The organism is Pseudomonas simiae, from assembly GCF_900111895.1.
Lineage (GTDB): Bacteria > Pseudomonadota > Gammaproteobacteria > Pseudomonadales > Pseudomonadaceae > Aquipseudomonas > Aquipseudomonas simiae.
In genome coordinates, this window is sequence record NZ_FOKB01000006.1 from 102,518 (window position 1) to 119,812 (window position 17,295).

A 17,295-nucleotide genomic window follows, 5' to 3' on the forward strand; every position below is an offset into this window, starting at 1 on the left:
ACCCCCCAACCATAGCTGCCACCCGCCAAACCCGCGAATCCGGGGGTTATCTTTTTGGGTGATATCAATATGCTATTTGGGTATTTAAATTTTCTTTTTTATACCTTTAAAGTTCGCGCTACCCGGCGTTACCCACGCCGGATCGGATTGCGCTCGCTGCATTACCCGTGCGGCTCATGGACTGGAAATGACCTTCGATTTCGCATTTATCCTCAGCACCCTGCCGGCCTTTCTTAAAGCGGTGGGCGTGACGCTGCAAGTGGGCTTGATCGCCATTGCCACCTCGTTGTTGGTGGCGCTGATCAACGCGGCGCTGCTGGTGTTTCGCACGCCCTACCTGTCGCGCCTGGTGGCGCTCTATGTGGAACTGGCGCGAAACACGCCGCTGCTGATCCAACTGTTCTTCGTGTACTTCGCGCTGCCGGCCCTGGGCTTCAATATCTCCGGGTTCTGGGCGGCGATCATCACCCTGACTTTCCTCGGCGGCGCCTACCTCACCGAAGTGCTGCGCGCGGGGGTGGAAGCGGTGCCGTTGGCGCAGGTCGAGTCGGGCAAGTCCATCGGCCTGTCGGACTGGCAGCTGCTGCGTCATGTGATCCTGCCCCAGGCCGGCATCCTCAGCCTGCCGGCGCTGTTCGCCAATTTCATCTTCCTGCTCAAGGAGACCACCGTGGTCTCCGCCGTGGCGGTGCCGGAGATCCTCTACACCACCAAGAGCTACATCGCCCTTTACTACAAGACCTATGAAATGCTCGCCGTGCTGACACTGATCTGCGTGCTGCTGTTCTTGCCGCTGTCGCTGCTGCTCAGCCGCCTGGAAAGGAGGCTCCAGCATGGCCAGTTCGGGTCTTGAGTTGTTGTGGGTGTCGTTGCCGCAACTGGGCAAGGGCGCTGCGCAAACCCTGTCTATTTCTTTCTTGAGCATCGCTTTCAGCACCGTCGGCGGTGTGCTGTACGGCGTGCTTCGCACCTTGAACAACCGGCTGATCAACGCGGTGCTGCGGGTGTACCTGGAGCTGTTCCGTGCGATCCCGGTGCTGGTGTGGCTGTATCTGCTGTTTTTCGGCCTGCCGATTTTCTTCGGTCTGAGCCTTCCGAGCTTCTGGTGCGCGGTGCTGGTGCTGTCGCTGTGGGGCGCCAGCGAAGTGGGCGAGGTGGTGCGCGGCGCCTTGCATTCGCTGCCCCGTGGCCAGCGTGAAGCGGGGTTGTCGATTGGCCTTTCCGACCCGCAACTCTACGGCTATGTGCTGCTGCCTCAAGCCCTGAAACGCATGACCCCGCCGACCCTCAACGTCTACACGCGCATCATCAAGACCAGCTCGCTGGCGGTGCTGATCGGTGTCGTGGATGTGATCAAGGTCGGCCAGCAAATCATCGAGCGCACCTATGAGTCGGTGTTGATCTACGGCGTGCTGTTCCTGTTTTTCTTCTTTATCTGCTACCCGTTGTCGGCCGCCTCCAAGGTGCTGGAACGGCGCTGGACGCAAGCATGAGCTCATTGATCGAGTTTCAGGGTTTCAACAAATTCTTCGGCGAAGCGCAGGTGCTCAAGGGCATCGACCTGAGCGTGCAACGCGGCGAAGTGGTGGTGATCCTCGGCCCCAGTGGCTGCGGCAAAAGCACCTTGCTGCGTTGCCTCAACGGCCTGGAAGTGGCCCACAGCGGCAGCCTGCGGTTTGCCGGCAATGAGCTGTTGGACAAGCAAACCGACTGGCGCCAGGTGCGCCAGGACATCGGCATGGTGTTCCAGAGTTATCACCTGTTCCCGCACATGAGCGTGCTCGACAACATCCTGCTCGGCCCGCTGAAAGTACAGCAACGCGATCCGCGCGAAGCCCGTGAGCAAGCGGAGAACCTGCTGGAGCGCGTAGGCCTGGCCGAGAAACGCGACGCCTTCCCGCGCCAGCTCTCCGGTGGGCAGCAGCAACGCATCGCCATCGTCCGCTCGTTGTGCATGAACCCCCAGGTCATGCTGTTTGATGAAGTCACCGCCGCCCTCGACCCGGAAATGGTCAAGGAAGTGCTGGAAGTGATCCAGGGCCTGGCCCGCGATGGCATGACCCTGCTGATCGTCACCCACGAAATGGCCTTCGCCCGTGCCGTCGCCGACCGCGTGGTGTTTATGGAGGCCGGTCGCATCCTCGAACAGAACACCCCCGAGGCATTCTTTACGAACCCGCAAACCGCACGCGCGCAGCAGTTCCTGGAGAAGTTCTCCTTTGTTTCAACACTGCCCAAAAAAACCAAGGAACTGGAGCTGATATGAAAAAGTTACTGCTGCCACTGTTTGCTGTTGCGTTACTGGCCGGCTGCGATAAGAAGGCCGAAGAGCCCACCAAACCTGCGGCTGCCGCCGTCAGCGCTATCGATAGGATCAAGGCGCGGGACAAGTTGATCGTTGGCGTCTTCACCGACAAACCGCCGTTCGGTTTCGTCAACGAAGCGGGGCGCTATGTCGGCTTCGATACCGACATCGGCCGCCAATTCGCCAAAGACCTGCTGGGCGATGAAAACAAGGTCGAGTTCGTGGCTGTCGAACCGGCCAGCCGAATTCCATTCCTGCAAAGCGACAAGGTCGACCTGATCCTCGCCAACATGACCGTGACGCCTGAGCGCAAGGAAGCAGTCGACTTTACCAACCCCAACCTGAAGGTCGCGGTGCAAGCCCTGGTGCCAAACGACAGCGCGGTAAAAAGCCTGAATGACCTGGCCACCCGCACCACCATCGTCACCACCGGCACCACCGCTGATATCTGGCTGACCAAGAACCACCCGGACTGGAAGCTGCTCAAGTTCGAGAAAAACTCCGAATCGCTGCAGGCGCTGTCCGCCGGCCGTGGCGATGCCTATGCCCAGGACAACCTGGTGCTGTTCAGCTGGGCCAAGCAGAACCCGGGCTACCGTGTGCTGGAAGAAAAACTCGGTGATGAAGCGCCGATTGCACCAGCCGTGAAGAAGGGCAACATCGAACTGCGCGACTGGGTGAACGCCGAATTGGCGAAGTTGGGTGAGGAGAAGTTCCTGCTCAAGCTGTACGACCAATATGTGCGTAAAGAGCTGAGCGACGACACCAAGCCTGAAAGTGTGATTGTCGAAGGTGGGAAGTGGCAGGGCTGATAGAGCTATCGCAGGCAAGCCAGCTCCCACATTTGAATGTATTCACAGGTCAAAATGTGGGAGGGGGCTTGCCCCCGATGAGGCCGGTACAGTCACCACCTACTCCGGCCAATGCCAGGCCGGCCCATCCAGAATCCCTTGCCCCACGATCCGCGTCTCCCCCAGCACCTTCTCCAACACAATCGAATTACACCCCTCATCCTGCTGCAACGCCGCAATCAAGCGGCTGGCATGGGACACCACCCACACCAGGCACTGCTGCGACGCCTGGATGATCAAGCGCGCCAATGCCGGCTCCAGGGCGAAACAGGACAGGGTCTTTTCCGGCAGCCCCAGGTAGATGGCGTAGCCAGCAAAGCCCAGGTCCCTCGCGAGGGTCTTGAGCATGGGCATTCAGTCGGCGTGGGAACCATTGGAGTATGGGAGCCTCCATGCAGATAAGGAACCCTGAACTAAGCTCACAGTCGCATACACACTGGCACGTCGGCATCACGCACAAGGAGCCTGCATGGGCGGTCGCATTTTCACCTGTATTTTCGGACTTGGCCTGCTGACGCTACTGAGTGGCTGTGGCGAGGAGAAGGCTGAACCCAAACAGCATTCGCGGGTATTTGTGCAAACCGTGCAGTCAGCGGACTTTGCTGCGGCGGTCACGCTCACCGGCGATATTCAGGCTCGGGTGCAAACCGATCTGTCCTTTCGCGTGGGTGGCAAGATCATCCAGCGTATGGTGGACGTGGGCGACCGTGTGACCGCCAAGCAAGTGCTGGCCAAGCTCGATCCCAAGGACCTGCAGACCAACGTCGACTCCGCTCAGGCCCAGGTCGTGGCCGAGCAGGCACGGGTCAAGCAAACCGCCGCCGCCTTCGTACGCCAGGAAAAACTCCTGCCCAAGGGCTACACCAGTCGCAGCGAATACGATTCCGCCCAGGCCGCGCTGCGCAGCAGTCAAAGCGCATTGGCCGCCGCCCAGGCCCAACTGGCCAATGCCCGCGAGCAACTCGGCTACACCTCGCTGATCGCCGACGCACCTGGTGTGATCACCGCACGCCAGGCCGAGGTGGGCCAGGTTGTACAGGCTACCGTGCCGATTTTCAGCCTGGCCCGCGATGGCGAGCGCGACGCGGTGTTCAATGTGTATGAATCCCTGCTGGTGGAACCGCCACCGGATGCGCCGATCACCGTCAGCCTGTTGGATAACCCGAGCATCAAGGCTGTGGGCAAAGTGCGTGAGGTCACGCCTGCCGTGGCCGCCAATACCGGCACCGTGCAGGTGAAAATCGCCCTGCAAGCGTTGCCCAAAGGGATGGAGCTGGGCTCGGTGGTGAGCGCCACTGCCAATGGCCCGGCCAAGGCCAGTATCGAATTGCCTTGGGCTGCGCTGACGAAAGACCTCAGTGAGCCCGCCGTGTGGCTGATCGACGGCGAGGGCAAGGCGCAACTGCACAAGGTCACCGTGGCGCGTTACCTCACCGGCAAAGTCATCATTGGCGACGGCCTCAAGGGCGGCGAAAAAGTCGTGGTGGCCGGCGGGCAATTGCTGCACCCCGGCATGCGGGTCGAGATCGCCCAGCAAGGAGCCCAGCCATGAAGCGCCTGACGGGGATACTCGCCGCCAGCCTGTTGCTGGTGGCCTGCTCCAAGGAAGACGCGCCGCCGGAGCCCGTGCGGCCGGTGCTGTCCATGGAAGTGAAAGCCGAGGATCAGGAAAACCTCGGCCGCTTCGCCGGCACCATCCAGGCGCGCTATGAAAGTAACCTGGGCTTCCGCGTGCCCGGTCGCATTGCCCGCCGCGTCGTGGATGTGGGCGCCGAGGTGGAGAAGGGCGCCTTGCTTGCTGTCCTGGATCCCACCGACCAGCAGAACCAATTGCGTTCGGCCCAGGGCGACCTGGCCCGCGTGCAGGCGCAATACATCAACGCCCAGGCCAACGCCCGCCGCCAGCAGGAGCTGTTCAACCGTGGCGTTGGCGCCCAGGCCCAACTGGACATCGCCCAGACTGACCTGAAAACCACCCAGGCCACACTCGACCAGGCGAAAGCCTCAGTCAATCAGGCCAACGATCAACTCCGCTATGCCGAATTGCGCACTGACCACGCCGGTATCGTCACCGCCTGGAATGCCGAGGCCGGCCAGGTGGTCAGTGCCGGCCAGCAAGTGGTGACCCTGGCGCGCCCGGATATCAAGGAAGCGGTGATCGATCTGCCGGCCGGCCTTGCCGAGCGTTTGCCGCCGGATGTGGTGTTTCTGGTCGCGGGGCAACTCGATCCGAGCGTGAACACCACCGCCATCGTGCGCGAGATCGAACCCCAGGCCCAAAGCGCCACGCGCACCCGTCGCGCACGCCTGACCTTGACGGAAACGCCGCCCGCTTTCCGCCTCGGCACGGCGATCAGTGTGACCTTGAGCACGGCCATCGCGCCACGCATCGAAGTCCCCCTGAGTGCTTTGCAGGAGGTCGACGGCAAGACCCGCATCTGGCTGCTCGACACTCACAGCCAGACCGTGCAAACGCGCGACATCAGCGTGATCAGCCGTGACGCCGACAGCGCCTTGCTCAATGACGGCGTCAAACCTGGCGAGCGCATTGTTATCGCCGGCGTGAACAGCCTGAAGCCTGGGCAAAAAGTCAAAATCGACGAGGACAGCCCGCGATGAAAGGGAGCTTCAACTTATCCGACTGGGCCCTCAAGCATCAGTCCTTCGTCTGGTACCTGATGTTCGTCGCGCTGCTGATGGGCGTGTTTTCCTACATGAACCTGGGCCGTGAGGAAGACCCTTCGTTCACCATCAAGACCATGGTGATCCAGACCCGGTGGCCGGGCGCGACCCAGGAAGAAACCCTCAAGCAGGTCACCGACCGCATTGAGAAAAAACTCGAAGAACTCGACGCTCTCGACTACGTGAAAAGCTACACCCGGCCAGGCGAGTCCACGGTGTTCGTGTTCCTTAAGGACACCACCAGCGCCAAGGCCATCCCGGAGATCTGGTATCAGGTCCGCAAGAAGATCGACGACATCCGTGGCACCTTCCCACAAGGCTTGCAGGGGCCATCGTTCAACGATGAGTTCGGTGACGTATTCGGCTCGGTGTACGCCTTTACCGGCGACGGCCTGTCGATGCGTCAGCTGCGCGATTATGTCGAGCAGGTGCGCGCCGAGATCCGCTCGGTGCCGGGGTTGGGCAAGGTCGAGATGATCGGCCAGCAGGACGAAGTGATTTACCTGAATTTCTCCACGCGCAAATTGGCAGCCCTGGGGATTGACCAGCGCCAAGTGGTGCAAAGCCTGCAATCGCAGAACGCGGTGACGCCGGCCGGGGTGATCGAGGCAGGTCCCGAGCGGATTTCGGTGCGCACCTCGGGGCAGTTCGCCTCGGAGAAGGACCTGGCCAACGTCAACCTGCGGCTCAATGATCGCTTTTATCGTCTGGCGGACATTGCCGACATCAGCCGAGGCTATGTCGACCCAGCGCGGCCCATGTTCCGTTTCAACGGCAAGCCGGCGATCGGGTTGGCGATCGCCATGCAGAAGGGTGGCAATATCCAGTCGTTCGGCAAAGCCCTGCATGAGCGCATGGACGAGTTGACCGCCGACCTGCCGGTGGGCGTGGGTGTGCACAAGGTGTCCGACCAGGCAGAAGTGGTGGAAGAGGCCGTCGGCGGCTTTACCAGCGCGCTGTTCGAAGCGGTGATCATCGTGCTGGTGGTGAGCTTTATCAGCCTGGGCATGCGCGCCGGGTTGGTGGTGGCGTGCTCGATTCCGTTGGTGCTGGCGCTGGTGTTTGTGTTCATGGAATACAGCGGCATTACCATGCAACGGGTGTCGCTGGGCGCGCTGATCATCGCCCTTGGCCTGTTGGTGGACGATGCGATGATCACCGTCGAGATGATGATCACGCGCCTGGAAAAAGGCGAAACCAAGGAGCAGGCGGCGACTTACGCCTACACCTCCACGGCATTCCCGATGCTCACCGGTACGCTGGTGACCGTGGCGGGTTTTGTGCCGATCGGCCTCAACGCCAGTTCGGCGGGCGAGTACACCTTCACCCTGTTTGCGGTGATTGCCGTGGCGATGCTGGTGTCGTGGGTGGTGGCGGTGCTGTTTGCGCCGGTGATCGGCGTGCATATCCTCAGTGCCAACGTGAAGCCCCACAATGCCGAGCCGGGGCGGATTGGCCGTGCGTTCAACGGCGGCATGCTGTGGGCCATGCGTAATCGCTGGTGGGCGATCGGCATTACCGTGGCGCTGTTCGTGGCGTCGGTGTTCTCCATGCAGTTTGTGCAGAACCAGTTCTTCCCATCGTCGGACCGCCCGGAGCTCCTGGTTGACCTGAACCTGCCGCAAAACGCCTCGATCAACGAGACGCGCAAGGCCGTCGATCGCCTGGAAGCGATCATCAAGGACGACCCGGACATTGCGCGCTGGAGCACCTATATCGGCCAGGGCGCGATCCGTTTCTACCTGCCCCTCGACCAGCAACTGGAAAACCCCTACTACGCGCAGTTGGTCATCGTGAGTAAGGGCCTGGAAGAGCGCGGTGAATTGATCGCCCGCCTGCAGAAGCGCCTGCGCGATGATTTCGTCGGCATCGGCAGCTACGTGCAGCCGCTGGAAATGGGTCCGCCGGTGGGTAGGCCGATTCAGTATCGCGTGTCGGGCAAAGACACTGACCAGGTGCGCAAACACGCCATCGAACTGGCAACCCTGCTGGACAAGAACAGCCACCTGGGCGAGATCATCTACGACTGGAACGAGCCGGGCAAAGTACTGCGCATCGACATCGCCCAGGACAAGGCGCGGCAATTGGGGCTGTCGTCGGAAGACGTGGCGCAGTTGATGAACAGTGTGGTCAGCGGCGCCTCGGTGACCCAGGTGCATGACGATATCTACCTGATCAATGTGGTCGGCCGCGCCGAGGACGCCGAGCGCGGTACGCCGGAGACCTTACAGAACCTGCAGATCGTCACGCCCAACGGCACCTCGATTCCGCTGTTGGCCTTCGCCACCGTGCGCTACGAGTTGGAGCAGCCGTTGGTGTGGCGCCGCGACCGCAACCCGACGATCACCATCAAGGCGTCGGTGCGTGATGAGATGCAACCTACGGACCTGGTGAAACAGCTCAAGCCTGAGATCGACAAGTTCAGCGCCGGTTTGCCGGTGGGCTACAAGGTCGCCACCGGCGGCACCGTGGAAGAAAGCGGCAAGGCCCAGGGACCGATTGCCAAGGTGGTGCCGCTGATGCTGTTCCTGATGGCGACCTTCCTGATGATCCAGCTGCACAGCGTGCAGAAGATGTTCCTGGTGGCGAGTGTCGCGCCGTTGGGGCTGATCGGTGTGGTGCTGGCGTTGATCCCCACGGGCACGCCCATGGGCTTTGTGGCGATCCTCGGCATTCTCGCGTTGATCGGCATCATCATCCGCAACTCGGTGATCCTGGTGACGCAGATTCATGAATATGAAGTGGCTGGCTATACGCCGTGGGATGCCGTGGTGGAAGCCACCGAGCACCGGCGTCGGCCGATCCTGCTCACGGCCGCAGCGGCGAGCCTGGGCATGATCCCGATCGCGCGTGAAGTGTTCTGGGGCCCGATGGCCTACGCAATGATTGGTGGGATTATCATCGCCACCTTGTTGACGCTGTTGTTCCTGCCGGCGCTCTACGTGGCCTGGTACAAAATCCGCGAGCCCAAGCAAGAGCAGCAGGAAAAACGCGGTTAAAAATGTGGGAGCGGGCTTGCTCGCGAAAGCGGTGGTTCAGCCACTACATCTGGCGACTGACACACCGCATTCGCGAGCAAGCCCGCTCCCACATTTGGAATGTATTGCCAGGTCGGCTCTACGGTTTACTCCAGACGCTGGCTAGCCAAGGCTGCTGCTCCAAAGGCAGCCCAGCCGGGCGATAGTAATGCTCCAGCTCCACAAAACCCGCCGCCGTCAGCAGTGCTTGCCACGCCGCCAAGTCGTGATAAGACCCATACCGCGGCCCATTCCAGCCTTCCTGGTTTTCTCCGCGTGGATTGGAACTGAACAACACGCCGCCAGGTTTCAGCGTTCCATGCAGTTGCTTGAGCACACGCGGCAACTCCTGTTTGGGAATATGAAACAGCACCGCGTTGGCAAACACCCCGTCGAAGCGCTCGGCAGGCAAATCCAGCTTCAGAAAGTCTTGCTGCAACACTTCACAGCCACTGTCTTCCCGCGCCATCTGCGCAAATCGCTCGGAGCCGTCGAGCCCCACGGCGATATGCCCCCTGCGCGTAAAGGTCTGCAAATCCCGGCCCGGCCCGCAGCCGAAGTCCAGCACGGTAAACGGCGCTGTACCCTGGATATGCCGCAGCAGCGCGTCGATGTTCTGGCTCACGTCGTGGTCGCGGGTGCCTTCACGGAAGTCCTCGGCCACGCTGTTGTAGTGGCCGAGGGTGGTGGCGGTGATCTGGTTGAGGTCGTCGGGGGCGAGTTTCATGGGGGATGCTTCGAGGGCCAAATCCTGACTATATACCATGTCCAGTCGACTGCGCCTGACGGTGTCAAACCGATTAAATACGCGAAAGCGTCACCCAACAACTGTCAGCCTTAACAGGTGCAAACAAGTACTCAGCGCTTGTTCAGTCCCCGCGCCAAGCGGTCCCCGCCCAGCTGAATCACCGCCACCAGCAGCACCAGCAGCACAATCACCGTCAGCATGATCTGCGTATCAAAGCGCTGATAACCATAGCGGTAGGCAATATCCCCCAACCCACCTGCACCAATCGCCCCAGCCATGGCCGAGGAGTTGATCATGGTCACCAGGGTGATGGTGAAGCCGCCGACGATCCCCGGCAGCGCTTCGGGCAGCAGCACATGCCAGATGATGTGCCAGCGCCGGCAGCCCATGGCTTGTGCGGCTTCGATCAAGCCGTGGTCGACTTCGCGCAGGCTCACTTCGGCGATACGCGCAAAGAACGGCGTCGCGGCGATGGTCAGCGGCACCACCGCCGCCCACACGCCGTAAGTGGTGCCGACGATCAGCCGGGTGAACGGTATGAGCGCCACCATCAGGATCAGAAACGGAATCGAGCGGAACAGATTGACGAACGCCCCCAGCACCCGGTTCAGCGCCGGAGCCTGATAGATGCCGCCCTTGTCGCTGGTGACCAGGAACACCGCCAGCGGAATCCCCACCAGCAACGCGATCAGTGACGACACACCGACCATCAACAAGGTGTCGATGGCGCCCTGCACTAAACGATCAAACCACATGGCCCAGCACCTCCACCTGTTGCGCCCAATTCCCAGCGCGGTTGCGCAGTTCTTCAGCCGTGTGCGGCGAGCCATTCACCGCCAGCAGCAGTTGCCCGAGGGCATGCCCCTGGATACGTTCCACACCGCCTTGCAGCAAGCGCACGCGCCCGCCGAGGGCGCTGAACAACGCGGCCAGGTCCGGCTCGTCGGTATCACTGCCGGTGAATTGCAGGCGCAGCACCACTGCGGCATCGGCGGTAGCCGGTCTGGCCTGCAAACGGCTTTGCAACTCCTCCGGCAGCCCATGTTGCAGCGGTGCCAGCAGGGTTTTGCTGACCGCATGCTGCGGATCGCCAAACACCTGCCACACCGGGCCTTGCTCGACGATGCGCCCGTGTTCGAGCACCACCACGCGGTCGCAGATTTCGCGGATCACCGCCATTTCATGGGTGATCAACACGATGGTCAGGCCCAGGCGTTGGTTGATCTCGCGCAGCAGGCCGAGGATCGATTGGGTGGTCTCCGGGTCGAGGGCCGAGGTGGCCTCGTCGCACAGCAGAATCTCGGGGTCATGCACCAGCGAACGGGCAATGCCCACGCGCTGTTTCTGCCCGCCGGAGAGTTGCGCCGGGTAGGCCTTGTGCTTGTCCTTGAGGCCCACCAGTTCCAGCAGTTCACGCACCTTCTGCTCGCGCTGCAGCTTGGGGATGCCGGCGACTTTGAGCGGCAATTCGACGTTCTGCCACACGGTCTTGGCCGACATTAGGTTGAAGTGCTGGAAGATCATGCCGATGCGCCGCCGCAGCGCCACCAGGCGGTCTTCGTCGAACGCGCCGATGTCGACCTGATCGATCAGCACGCGCCCGCTGCTGGGTAGTTCCAGTCGGTTGATGGTGCGGATCAGCGACGACTTGCCGGCGCCGCTGCGGCCGATAATGCCGAACACTTCACCGCGCTGGATCGCCAGGTCGATGCCTTGCAGGGCATGCACGGTGCCGTCGTAGGTCTTGCCCAGGTTGATAAAGCGCACATGGGCACGGTTCAAGTCAGGGTGCAGTTCTGTCTGCTCGGCGTCTCTGGGCGGCAAGCCCAGGTCGCGCACTTGGGCGTTGGCGGCGGTCATTTTTTATCTTCCCAGCCGACCTGGTAGAGCTTGCCCAGTGACTTGTCCAACGCCGCACGGACGGCGGGCGAGTGCTGGTAGATGTCGACGAACTTGATCACGCGCGGGTCGGTCTTGCTCTTGGGCTGGATCACAAACTGGATCACGTACTCCGGGTGGTCAAGGCCATCGAACAGCAGTGCCGACTCGGCATCGAAGGTCTTGGACAGGCGGATATACGCCGGGTAACCCTGCACCAGGTCGGCGTCGTCATAGGCGCGTACCAGTTGCACGGCCTCGACTTGCAGGATCTTGATCTTCTTCGGGTTGGAAACGATGTCCTCTTCGGTGGCCTTGTAGCCTACGCCCGGTTTAAGGGTGATCAGCCCGGCCTTGGCCAGCAGTTGCAGGCCGCGGCCGCTGTTGATCGGGTCATTGGCAATCGCCACGCTGGCGCCCTGGGGCAGGTCGTTGATGCTCTTGTACTGCTTCGAATACAGGCCGACGTTGTTGATGATGCCCGGCGCGTACGGCACCAGGTCAAAGCCGGCGGCGGCCTTGGCGTTTTCCAGGAACGGGATGTGCTGGAAGTAGTTCACGTCGATATCCCCCGCCGCCAGGCTGACGTTGGGGGCAATCCAGTCGGTGAACTCCACCAGTTCAACCTTAAGGCCTTGCTTGCCGGCTTCGGCAACGGCGGCCTCAAGGGGAATGGCGAAGGCTGCTGTGGTGCCGATCTTCAACGGTGCCTCGGCGGCGAACACCACCGAGCTGAACAAACCCAAGGCCAGTGCCAGTGCTTTGACTGGGTGGGTAAGCAGTGTCTTTTTCATAGTCGATTTCCAGTCATAAGGTGTAGGTACGAGCAATGAGGATCTATTTTTGATTAGTGTCTGTAGGTGGAGCCGGTGTGCTGTTCGGGTAAGCGGGCGCTGCCATGGAAGACCTTTTCGCGCAGCGTGCCGTGCTCATAGGCGGTCTTGTACGACCCGCGCTTTTGCAACTCCGGCACCACCAGGTCGATGAAGTCCACGTAGCTTTCCGGCGTGACGATGCGCGTGAGGTTGAAGCCATCCAGGCCGGTTTCGCTGATCCAGGATTCCAGCTCATCGGCGACCTGTTCCGGTGAGCCGACCAAGGTGATGTAGCGTCCGCCCAAGGCGTGCTGTTCCAGTAACTTGCGCCGGGTCCAGTCGTTGTTTTGCAGGTTCTTGGTGGCCGACTGGATCGCGTTGCTCTTTACGTACTGGATCGGCTCGTCCAGCTCGTACTGGGCGAAATCAATCGCGGTGGACGCCGAAAAATGTGCCACGCCGGCTTCCGCGCTGGCGTAGCTCAGGTATTCGGCGTGCTTTTCCCAGGCCAGCGCTTCAGTGGCGCCCACGATTACGTTGAGGCCCATGAACACCTTGATGTCATCCGGGTTGCGCCCGGCCTCCACGGCGCTGGCGCGTACCTTGTCCACCTGGACCTTGGTCGCGGCCTTGTTCTGCCCGCTGATAAACACACATTCGGCATGCCGGCCGGCGAACAGCAAACCACGGTCCGAACTGCCGGCCTGGAACAGTACCGGCGTACGTTGTGGCGACGGTTCGCACAGGTGATAACCCTCCACCTGGTAGAACTCGCCGTGATGCTCGATTTTGTGCACCTTGCCCGGCTGCGCATACACCCGCGTCTGCGGATCATTGAGCACCGCGCCGTCTTCCCAGCTGCCTTCCCAGAGTTTGTACAGCACCTCTAGGTATTCATCGGCCTGGTCGTAACGGCGGTCATGCTCGACCTGCTCGGTCAGGCCCATGGCCTTGGCGGCACTGTCGAGGTAGCCGGTGACGATGTTCCAGCCGACTCGGCCACGGCTCAGGTGATCCAGCGTCGACATGCGGCGGGCGAACAGATAAGGCGGCTCGTAGGTGAGGTTGGCCGTAAGGCCAAAGCCGAGGTTTCGGGTGACGGCCGCCATGGCCGAGACCAGCAGCAGCGGGTCATTCACCGGAAGCTGGATCGACTCTTTGAGCGGCACGTCGATGGAATTCTGATAGACGTCGTACACGCCGACGATATCGGCGATGAACAAGCCATCGAACAGCCCCCTTTCCAGCGTCTTGGCCAGTTCGGTCCAGTACTCGATCGTCTTGTATTCGGTGGACGTGTCCCGTGGATGGGTCCACAGGCCATGATTGATATGCCCGATGCAGTTCATGTTGAACGCATTGAGCAGGATCTTCTTTTTGCTCATCAGATGGTCCCCCGCAGTGGTGGGTTCTCATCGTTGAGGTAATAGTTGCCCACCGCGTGATACTTCCAGCGCACCGGGTCGTGCAGGGTGTGCACGCGGGCGTTGCGCCAGTGGCGGTCCAGGCCATGTTCGGCCAGGGTCGCCTGGCTGCCTGCGAGTTCGAACAAGGTGCTGCCGGCGGCCAGGGAGATTTCGGTGCTCAAGGCGCGTACTTCGGCGACGGCGATGGAGGCGGCTGCAACAGTCTCGGCGTTGCTGTCGGCCTGGGCGCGGTCGAGGAATTCGCCCGAACGCTCCAGCAGTGCCTCGGTGGCATGCAGGCGGATGCTCAGGTGCCCGAAGCTTTTCAGGGTCAGTGGGTCGTCAGTGGCTTTGTCGGTGCCGGAATCGATCCACGGGCGGGTCTTGGTGCGCACAAAGTGCAGTGCGTCTTCAAAGGCCGCGCGGGCGATACCGGTGTCGATTGCGGCGTGGAGGATCTGCGCCAGCGGGCCGACGGTTGTAGGGCGCTCGAAGGCGCTCTGGAATGGGATCACGTCCTGTGCGGCGACCCACACGTTATCGAACACCACCGAGCCGCTGCCGGTGGTGCGCTGGCCGAAGCCGCTCCAGTCGTCGATCACGCTCAACCCTTCACTGTCACGCGGGACAAAAGCCAGTTGCTGCACGCCCTGTTCATCCACCACCGAGGTGGGGATGCGCTGGGCGTAAATCGCGCCGGTGGCGTAGAACTTGCGGCCGCTGATACGGAAACCGTCACCGTCGCGGGTGATCTTGGTGACGCGGTCGTGAGCAGTCTTGGTGCCCAGTTCCGCCAGGGCGTTGCCGAAGCGTTGGCCAGCGAGGACTTCGGCGTACAGACGCTTTTGCTGCGCCGGGCTGCCGTTCACGCGCAGCACTTCCAGTGCATAAAAATGGTTCTGCGGGATCTGGCCCAGGGACGCATCCGCCTGGGCGATCAGGGCAATGACCTTGGCCAGGGTGACGTTGGAAACGCCCGCCCCGCCGAATGCCTTGGGTACGCTGATACCCCACAGGCCGGAGCGCGAAAACACCTCCAGTTCGGGCAGGGGAAGGCGGCGCTCGCGGTCACGCTGGGCACTGTCGCGGCGCAAATCTTCGGCTAGGTCGCTGGCGACAATAAGGGCTTGTTCGTCGCTGGTGATGACCGCGACGGGGTGAGAGAAAGTCATGGTGTTCTCCAGATGTCTGGTCGGTCAGATCCAGGAATGACGAGCCGGCAAGGTGCCGTTCAGGCGATAAGCGCCCACCGCGTGATACTTCCAGCGCACCGGGTCGTGCAGGGTGTGTACGCGGGCGTTGCGCCAATGACGGTCGAGGTTGAACTCCGCGAGCGTTGCGCGGCTGCCGGCCAGCTCGAAGAGTTTTTCGCTGACCAGCAGCGACACTTCGGTGGTCAGCACCTTGGCCTCGGCCACGGCAATCGAGGCACGGGCGGCGGACTGCGCAGTGATCGGCGCGGCGCTGACCTGGTCAAGCACCTGGCCGGCCTTGCGCAGCAGGGCCTCGGCGGCGTGCAATTCAATCTTCAATTTGCCGACGTCGGCGATCACATACAGGTCATCGCTGGCGCGTTCGACTTTGGCATCGATCCACGGGCGCGAGTGTTCACGTACGAACGCGATGGTGTCGTCGAGCGCGCCGCGTGCGATGCCGGCGTCGATGGCCGCCTGGATCAATTGGGAGACGGCGCCCTGGATATTCGGTGTCTCGCCGATACGCCAGTTTTCCACGACCTGTTCGGCGTCCACTGGCACCTGGTCCAGTAACACGGTGCCGCTGGCGGTGGTGCGCTGACCGAAGCCTGACCAGTCGTCAACGATGCGCAGCCCTTCGGTGCCACGACGCACAAACGCCATGACCTGCTTGCCGTCATCGTTTAATGCTTTGACGGCCACCCAGTGCGCAAACAGCGCTCCGGTTGAGTAGAACTTCTGACCGCTGAGCACATAACCATCACCCTCGGCGGTGATGCGCGCCTTGAGTTCCAGGGTGTTTTTGGTGCCGCGTTCCGGGCCGCCATTGCCGATGCGCCAGCCGTCGAGGACGCTCTGGAACAGCAGCTTTTTCTGGCGTTCGGTGGCGGCACCCTGCAGCAGGTGCAGGATGCCGAAGTGGTTCTGCGGGATCTGCCCGAGGGCTGGGTCTGCCGCGCTGATGATTGCAAACACGTCGGCCAGGGTCACGAAAGACACCTGCGGGCCGCCGTACTCACGGGGAATGGAAATACTGCCGAGCCCACTGCGGGTGAACTGTTCGATCTGTGCCCATGGCAGCTTGCGTTGCTGGTCGCGCTTGGAGGCTTGCAGGCGCGCAGCCTGGGCCAGTTCATGGGCAGCTTTCAGTGCCTCAGCATCGTTGCGCAGCACGGTGGCCGGCAACAGCAGGGGAGCAACATCCTGATCGCTCTGGGGGGGTGTTTGAGCCAAGTTAGACATCAGCGCCGCTCCTTGGCTGCACGTAATGCCCTGGCGTTGTGCACCGGGGTGATCCTGACCATACCGACCTCGCATTCAATGAAATAAAAAAGAAAAATCAGCGATGTCCGGTGGTCCGGTGCATATACCCTAAGCTTGTTAAATATATAAATAAACTAACTTTTGGGAATATGCATAGAAGGTCTGTTACCCCGGCTCGCAGGGCGATCCCGGTGTCCGCGGTTGATAGATCAGCACCGTCCCGGCCACAGCGGGCGGCACCCCGGCGGCAATGCGTAGGGTGCGCGAGGGCGCCCAGCGAGAATTGTTGCCGACGCGATCCAGAACGCAGTACGTCACCTCCAGTCGGCAGTCGTCGCCGGCTTCGGTGATCACTGATGAAGGCACCCATACCTGCACCGCCAGACCGACTTCAACGGCCTGGATCTTCGGCAGGTCCAGGCGCACATCGCCCCAGCGCAGGGTGATCGCATCGCCAGTGTCCATGTTCAGGTAGGGCGCGATGGTCAGGGGAATACCGCGCCGTACCTGACTGGCGTTGACGCCAAAGCGGCGGATGGTGTCGGGCAAGCCCACGGGGGCGAGGTTCTGGTTTTCGTCGAGGTACTGTGGCGACGGTTGGCCGCCCGGACAACAGGTCTTCACACGTACTCGCCTGACGGCAGAGCGGGCCGGGCACTGGCCGACTTGCATCACTTGGTAATGCACCCGGGCCGGGCCATCCAGCACGAAACTCTCCGGCACCCGCAGGTGTGTGAACGCGCCGACCTTGCAGGCGGTTATCCGACGTGAAGCGGCGAAACAGTTATTCCAGAACAGCTCGATCAAGTCGCCTTCGTCCATGCCGGGATAGGGTGCGATGTCGACCTGCAGGTGGGTGGCAGCCAGGGCATTGATGCCATTGCCGATGGCCTGAGGCAGTGTCGGCGCGGTGAGCAGGGGGTGCGTCATAAGTAATCTCCTTGATGCAGCCAGCAGCATTCGCTCCGGACCTTTGGCGCAGGTAAGCGCAGTGGGCCGAACAGAACGATTCAGTGAATAGCCGGGATAGGATCCAATCCTCTGGGCGCTAGATAAGAGGGTTGGGCAAGGAGCGTCAATGGCGGCAAAGGGCTAAACGGCGGGTTGGAGCAGATTCAGAAGGGTCTGACTGGG

15 protein-coding genes and 1 pseudogene are annotated in these 17,295 nt (G+C 61.7%); 7 read left to right on the plus strand and 9 right to left on the minus strand.

The window, feature by feature from the left end; translation table 11 throughout:
• The first annotated feature begins 187 nt into the window (after nt 1-187).
• From BMZ57_RS19290 to BMZ57_RS19305, 4 genes are read left to right on the plus strand one after another with little or no spacing between them, the layout of a single operon-like run.
• Nucleotides 188-853 carry an amino acid ABC transporter permease gene (locus BMZ57_RS19290; protein ID WP_010214144.1) on the plus strand — a complete coding sequence of 222 codons (666 nt, stop codon included), beginning with the start codon at nt 188-190 and terminating at the stop codon, nt 851-853.
• The gene (locus BMZ57_RS19295) at nt 834-1,493 is read left to right on the plus strand and encodes an amino acid ABC transporter permease (protein WP_010214141.1); all 660 of its coding nucleotides are present in this window, start codon (nt 834-836) and stop codon (nt 1,491-1,493) included. Before BMZ57_RS19290 ends, BMZ57_RS19295 begins: the two co-directional genes overlap by 20 nt.
• Nucleotides 1,490-2,266, plus strand: coding sequence for an amino acid ABC transporter ATP-binding protein (locus tag BMZ57_RS19300; protein WP_069672858.1), 777 nt, complete (start codon nt 1,490-1,492; stop codon nt 2,264-2,266). Before BMZ57_RS19295 ends, BMZ57_RS19300 begins: the two co-directional genes overlap by 4 nt.
• Nucleotides 2,263-3,117, plus strand: a complete 855-nt coding sequence (locus BMZ57_RS19305; protein ID WP_010214137.1) for a transporter substrate-binding domain-containing protein — start codon at nt 2,263-2,265, stop codon at nt 3,115-3,117. Before BMZ57_RS19300 ends, BMZ57_RS19305 begins: the two co-directional genes overlap by 4 nt.
• 99 nt (nt 3,118-3,216) lie before the next feature.
• On the opposite strand, the pseudogene BMZ57_RS19310 reads toward BMZ57_RS19305, so the two are convergent.
• A pseudogene (locus BMZ57_RS19310) lies at nt 3,217-3,417 on the minus strand (AAA family ATPase); the annotation flags it as partial.
• A 208-nt stretch (nt 3,418-3,625) separates the two neighbouring features.
• On the opposite strand from BMZ57_RS19310, the gene BMZ57_RS19315 reads away from it, so the two are divergent.
• The 3 genes from BMZ57_RS19315 to BMZ57_RS19325 are packed head-to-tail and all read left to right on the plus strand — an operon-like array spanning nt 3,626 to nt 8,837.
• Nucleotides 3,626-4,708, plus strand: coding sequence for an efflux RND transporter periplasmic adaptor subunit (locus tag BMZ57_RS19315; RefSeq protein WP_042571304.1), 1,083 nt, complete (start codon nt 3,626-3,628; stop codon nt 4,706-4,708).
• On the plus strand, nt 4,705-5,775 hold the full coding sequence (locus BMZ57_RS19320; protein ID WP_010214131.1) for an efflux RND transporter periplasmic adaptor subunit: 1,071 nt from the start codon (nt 4,705-4,707) through the stop codon (nt 5,773-5,775). Before BMZ57_RS19315 ends, BMZ57_RS19320 begins: the two co-directional genes overlap by 4 nt.
• Complete coding sequence (locus tag BMZ57_RS19325) at nt 5,772-8,837, plus strand: efflux RND transporter permease subunit (protein WP_010214129.1); 3,066 nt, start codon at nt 5,772-5,774, stop codon at nt 8,835-8,837. The genes BMZ57_RS19320 and BMZ57_RS19325 overlap by 4 nt, the downstream gene beginning before the upstream one ends.
• Nucleotides 8,838-8,955: 118 nt before the next feature.
• On the opposite strand, the gene BMZ57_RS19330 is transcribed toward BMZ57_RS19325, so the two are convergent.
• The 8 genes from BMZ57_RS19330 to BMZ57_RS19365 form a co-directional block, all read right to left on the minus strand.
• Nucleotides 8,956-9,582: a class I SAM-dependent methyltransferase gene (locus tag BMZ57_RS19330; protein ID WP_069672856.1), complete on the minus strand. Its 627-nt coding sequence runs from the start codon at nt 9,580-9,582 to the stop codon at nt 8,956-8,958.
• Between the two features lie 131 nt (nt 9,583-9,713).
• A complete protein-coding gene (locus tag BMZ57_RS19335) occupies nt 9,714-10,358 on the minus strand; it encodes a methionine ABC transporter permease (RefSeq protein WP_010214125.1) in 645 nt (214 codons plus the stop codon).
• Nucleotides 10,348-11,463, minus strand: a complete 1,116-nt coding sequence (locus BMZ57_RS19340; RefSeq protein ID WP_069672855.1) for a methionine ABC transporter ATP-binding protein — start codon at nt 11,461-11,463, stop codon at nt 10,348-10,350. The genes BMZ57_RS19335 and BMZ57_RS19340 overlap by 11 nt, the downstream gene beginning before the upstream one ends.
• Nucleotides 11,460-12,275, minus strand: a complete 816-nt coding sequence (locus tag BMZ57_RS19345; protein ID WP_010214122.1) for a MetQ/NlpA family ABC transporter substrate-binding protein — start codon at nt 12,273-12,275, stop codon at nt 11,460-11,462. Before BMZ57_RS19345 ends, BMZ57_RS19340 begins: the two co-directional genes overlap by 4 nt.
• Nucleotides 12,276-12,328: 53 nt before the next feature.
• On the minus strand, nt 12,329-13,681 hold the full coding sequence (locus BMZ57_RS19350) for an LLM class flavin-dependent oxidoreductase (RefSeq protein ID WP_010214121.1): 1,353 nt from the start codon (nt 13,679-13,681) through the stop codon (nt 12,329-12,331).
• Nucleotides 13,681-14,874, minus strand: a complete 1,194-nt coding sequence (locus tag BMZ57_RS19355; protein ID WP_010214119.1) for an SfnB family sulfur acquisition oxidoreductase — start codon at nt 14,872-14,874, stop codon at nt 13,681-13,683. The genes BMZ57_RS19350 and BMZ57_RS19355 overlap by 1 nt, the downstream gene beginning before the upstream one ends.
• A 24-nt stretch (nt 14,875-14,898) precedes the next feature.
• Nucleotides 14,899-16,140, minus strand: a complete 1,242-nt coding sequence (locus tag BMZ57_RS19360) for an SfnB family sulfur acquisition oxidoreductase (protein WP_010214117.1) — start codon at nt 16,138-16,140, stop codon at nt 14,899-14,901.
• A gap of 186 nt (nt 16,141-16,326) precedes the next feature.
• Entirely contained in the window at nt 16,327-17,091 is a 765-nt protein-coding gene (locus BMZ57_RS19365) for a hypothetical protein (protein ID WP_010214115.1), read from the minus strand.
• Between the last annotated feature and the right edge of the window lie 204 nt (nt 17,092-17,295).

Coding starts and splice junctions, on each gene's coding strand:
- BMZ57_RS19325 (WP_010214129.1), top strand. CDS start 5,772: ATGAAAGGGAGCTTCAACTTATCCGACTGGGCCCTCAAGCATCAGTCC.
- BMZ57_RS19350 (WP_010214121.1), bottom strand. CDS start 13,681: ATGAGCAAAAAGAAGATCCTGCTCAATGCGTTCAACATGAACTGCATC.
- BMZ57_RS19345 (WP_010214122.1), bottom strand. CDS start 12,275: ATGAAAAAGACACTGCTTACCCACCCAGTCAAAGCACTGGCACTGGCC.
- BMZ57_RS19315 (WP_042571304.1), top strand. CDS start 3,626: ATGGGCGGTCGCATTTTCACCTGTATTTTCGGACTTGGCCTGCTGACG.
- BMZ57_RS19305 (WP_010214137.1), top strand. CDS start 2,263: ATGAAAAAGTTACTGCTGCCACTGTTTGCTGTTGCGTTACTGGCCGGC.
- BMZ57_RS19290 (WP_010214144.1), top strand. CDS start 188: ATGACCTTCGATTTCGCATTTATCCTCAGCACCCTGCCGGCCTTTCTT.
- BMZ57_RS19300 (WP_069672858.1), top strand. CDS start 1,490: ATGAGCTCATTGATCGAGTTTCAGGGTTTCAACAAATTCTTCGGCGAA.
- BMZ57_RS19335 (WP_010214125.1), bottom strand. CDS start 10,358: ATGTGGTTTGATCGTTTAGTGCAGGGCGCCATCGACACCTTGTTGATG.
- BMZ57_RS19355 (WP_010214119.1), bottom strand. CDS start 14,874: ATGACTTTCTCTCACCCCGTCGCGGTCATCACCAGCGACGAACAAGCC.
- BMZ57_RS19360 (WP_010214117.1), bottom strand. CDS start 16,140: ATGTCTAACTTGGCTCAAACACCCCCCCAGAGCGATCAGGATGTTGCT.
- BMZ57_RS19295 (WP_010214141.1), top strand. CDS start 834: ATGGCCAGTTCGGGTCTTGAGTTGTTGTGGGTGTCGTTGCCGCAACTG.
- BMZ57_RS19320 (WP_010214131.1), top strand. CDS start 4,705: ATGAAGCGCCTGACGGGGATACTCGCCGCCAGCCTGTTGCTGGTGGCC.
- BMZ57_RS19330 (WP_069672856.1), bottom strand. CDS start 9,582: ATGAAACTCGCCCCCGACGACCTCAACCAGATCACCGCCACCACCCTC.
- BMZ57_RS19365 (WP_010214115.1), bottom strand. CDS start 17,091: ATGACGCACCCCCTGCTCACCGCGCCGACACTGCCTCAGGCCATCGGC.
- BMZ57_RS19340 (WP_069672855.1), bottom strand. CDS start 11,463: ATGACCGCCGCCAACGCCCAAGTGCGCGACCTGGGCTTGCCGCCCAGA.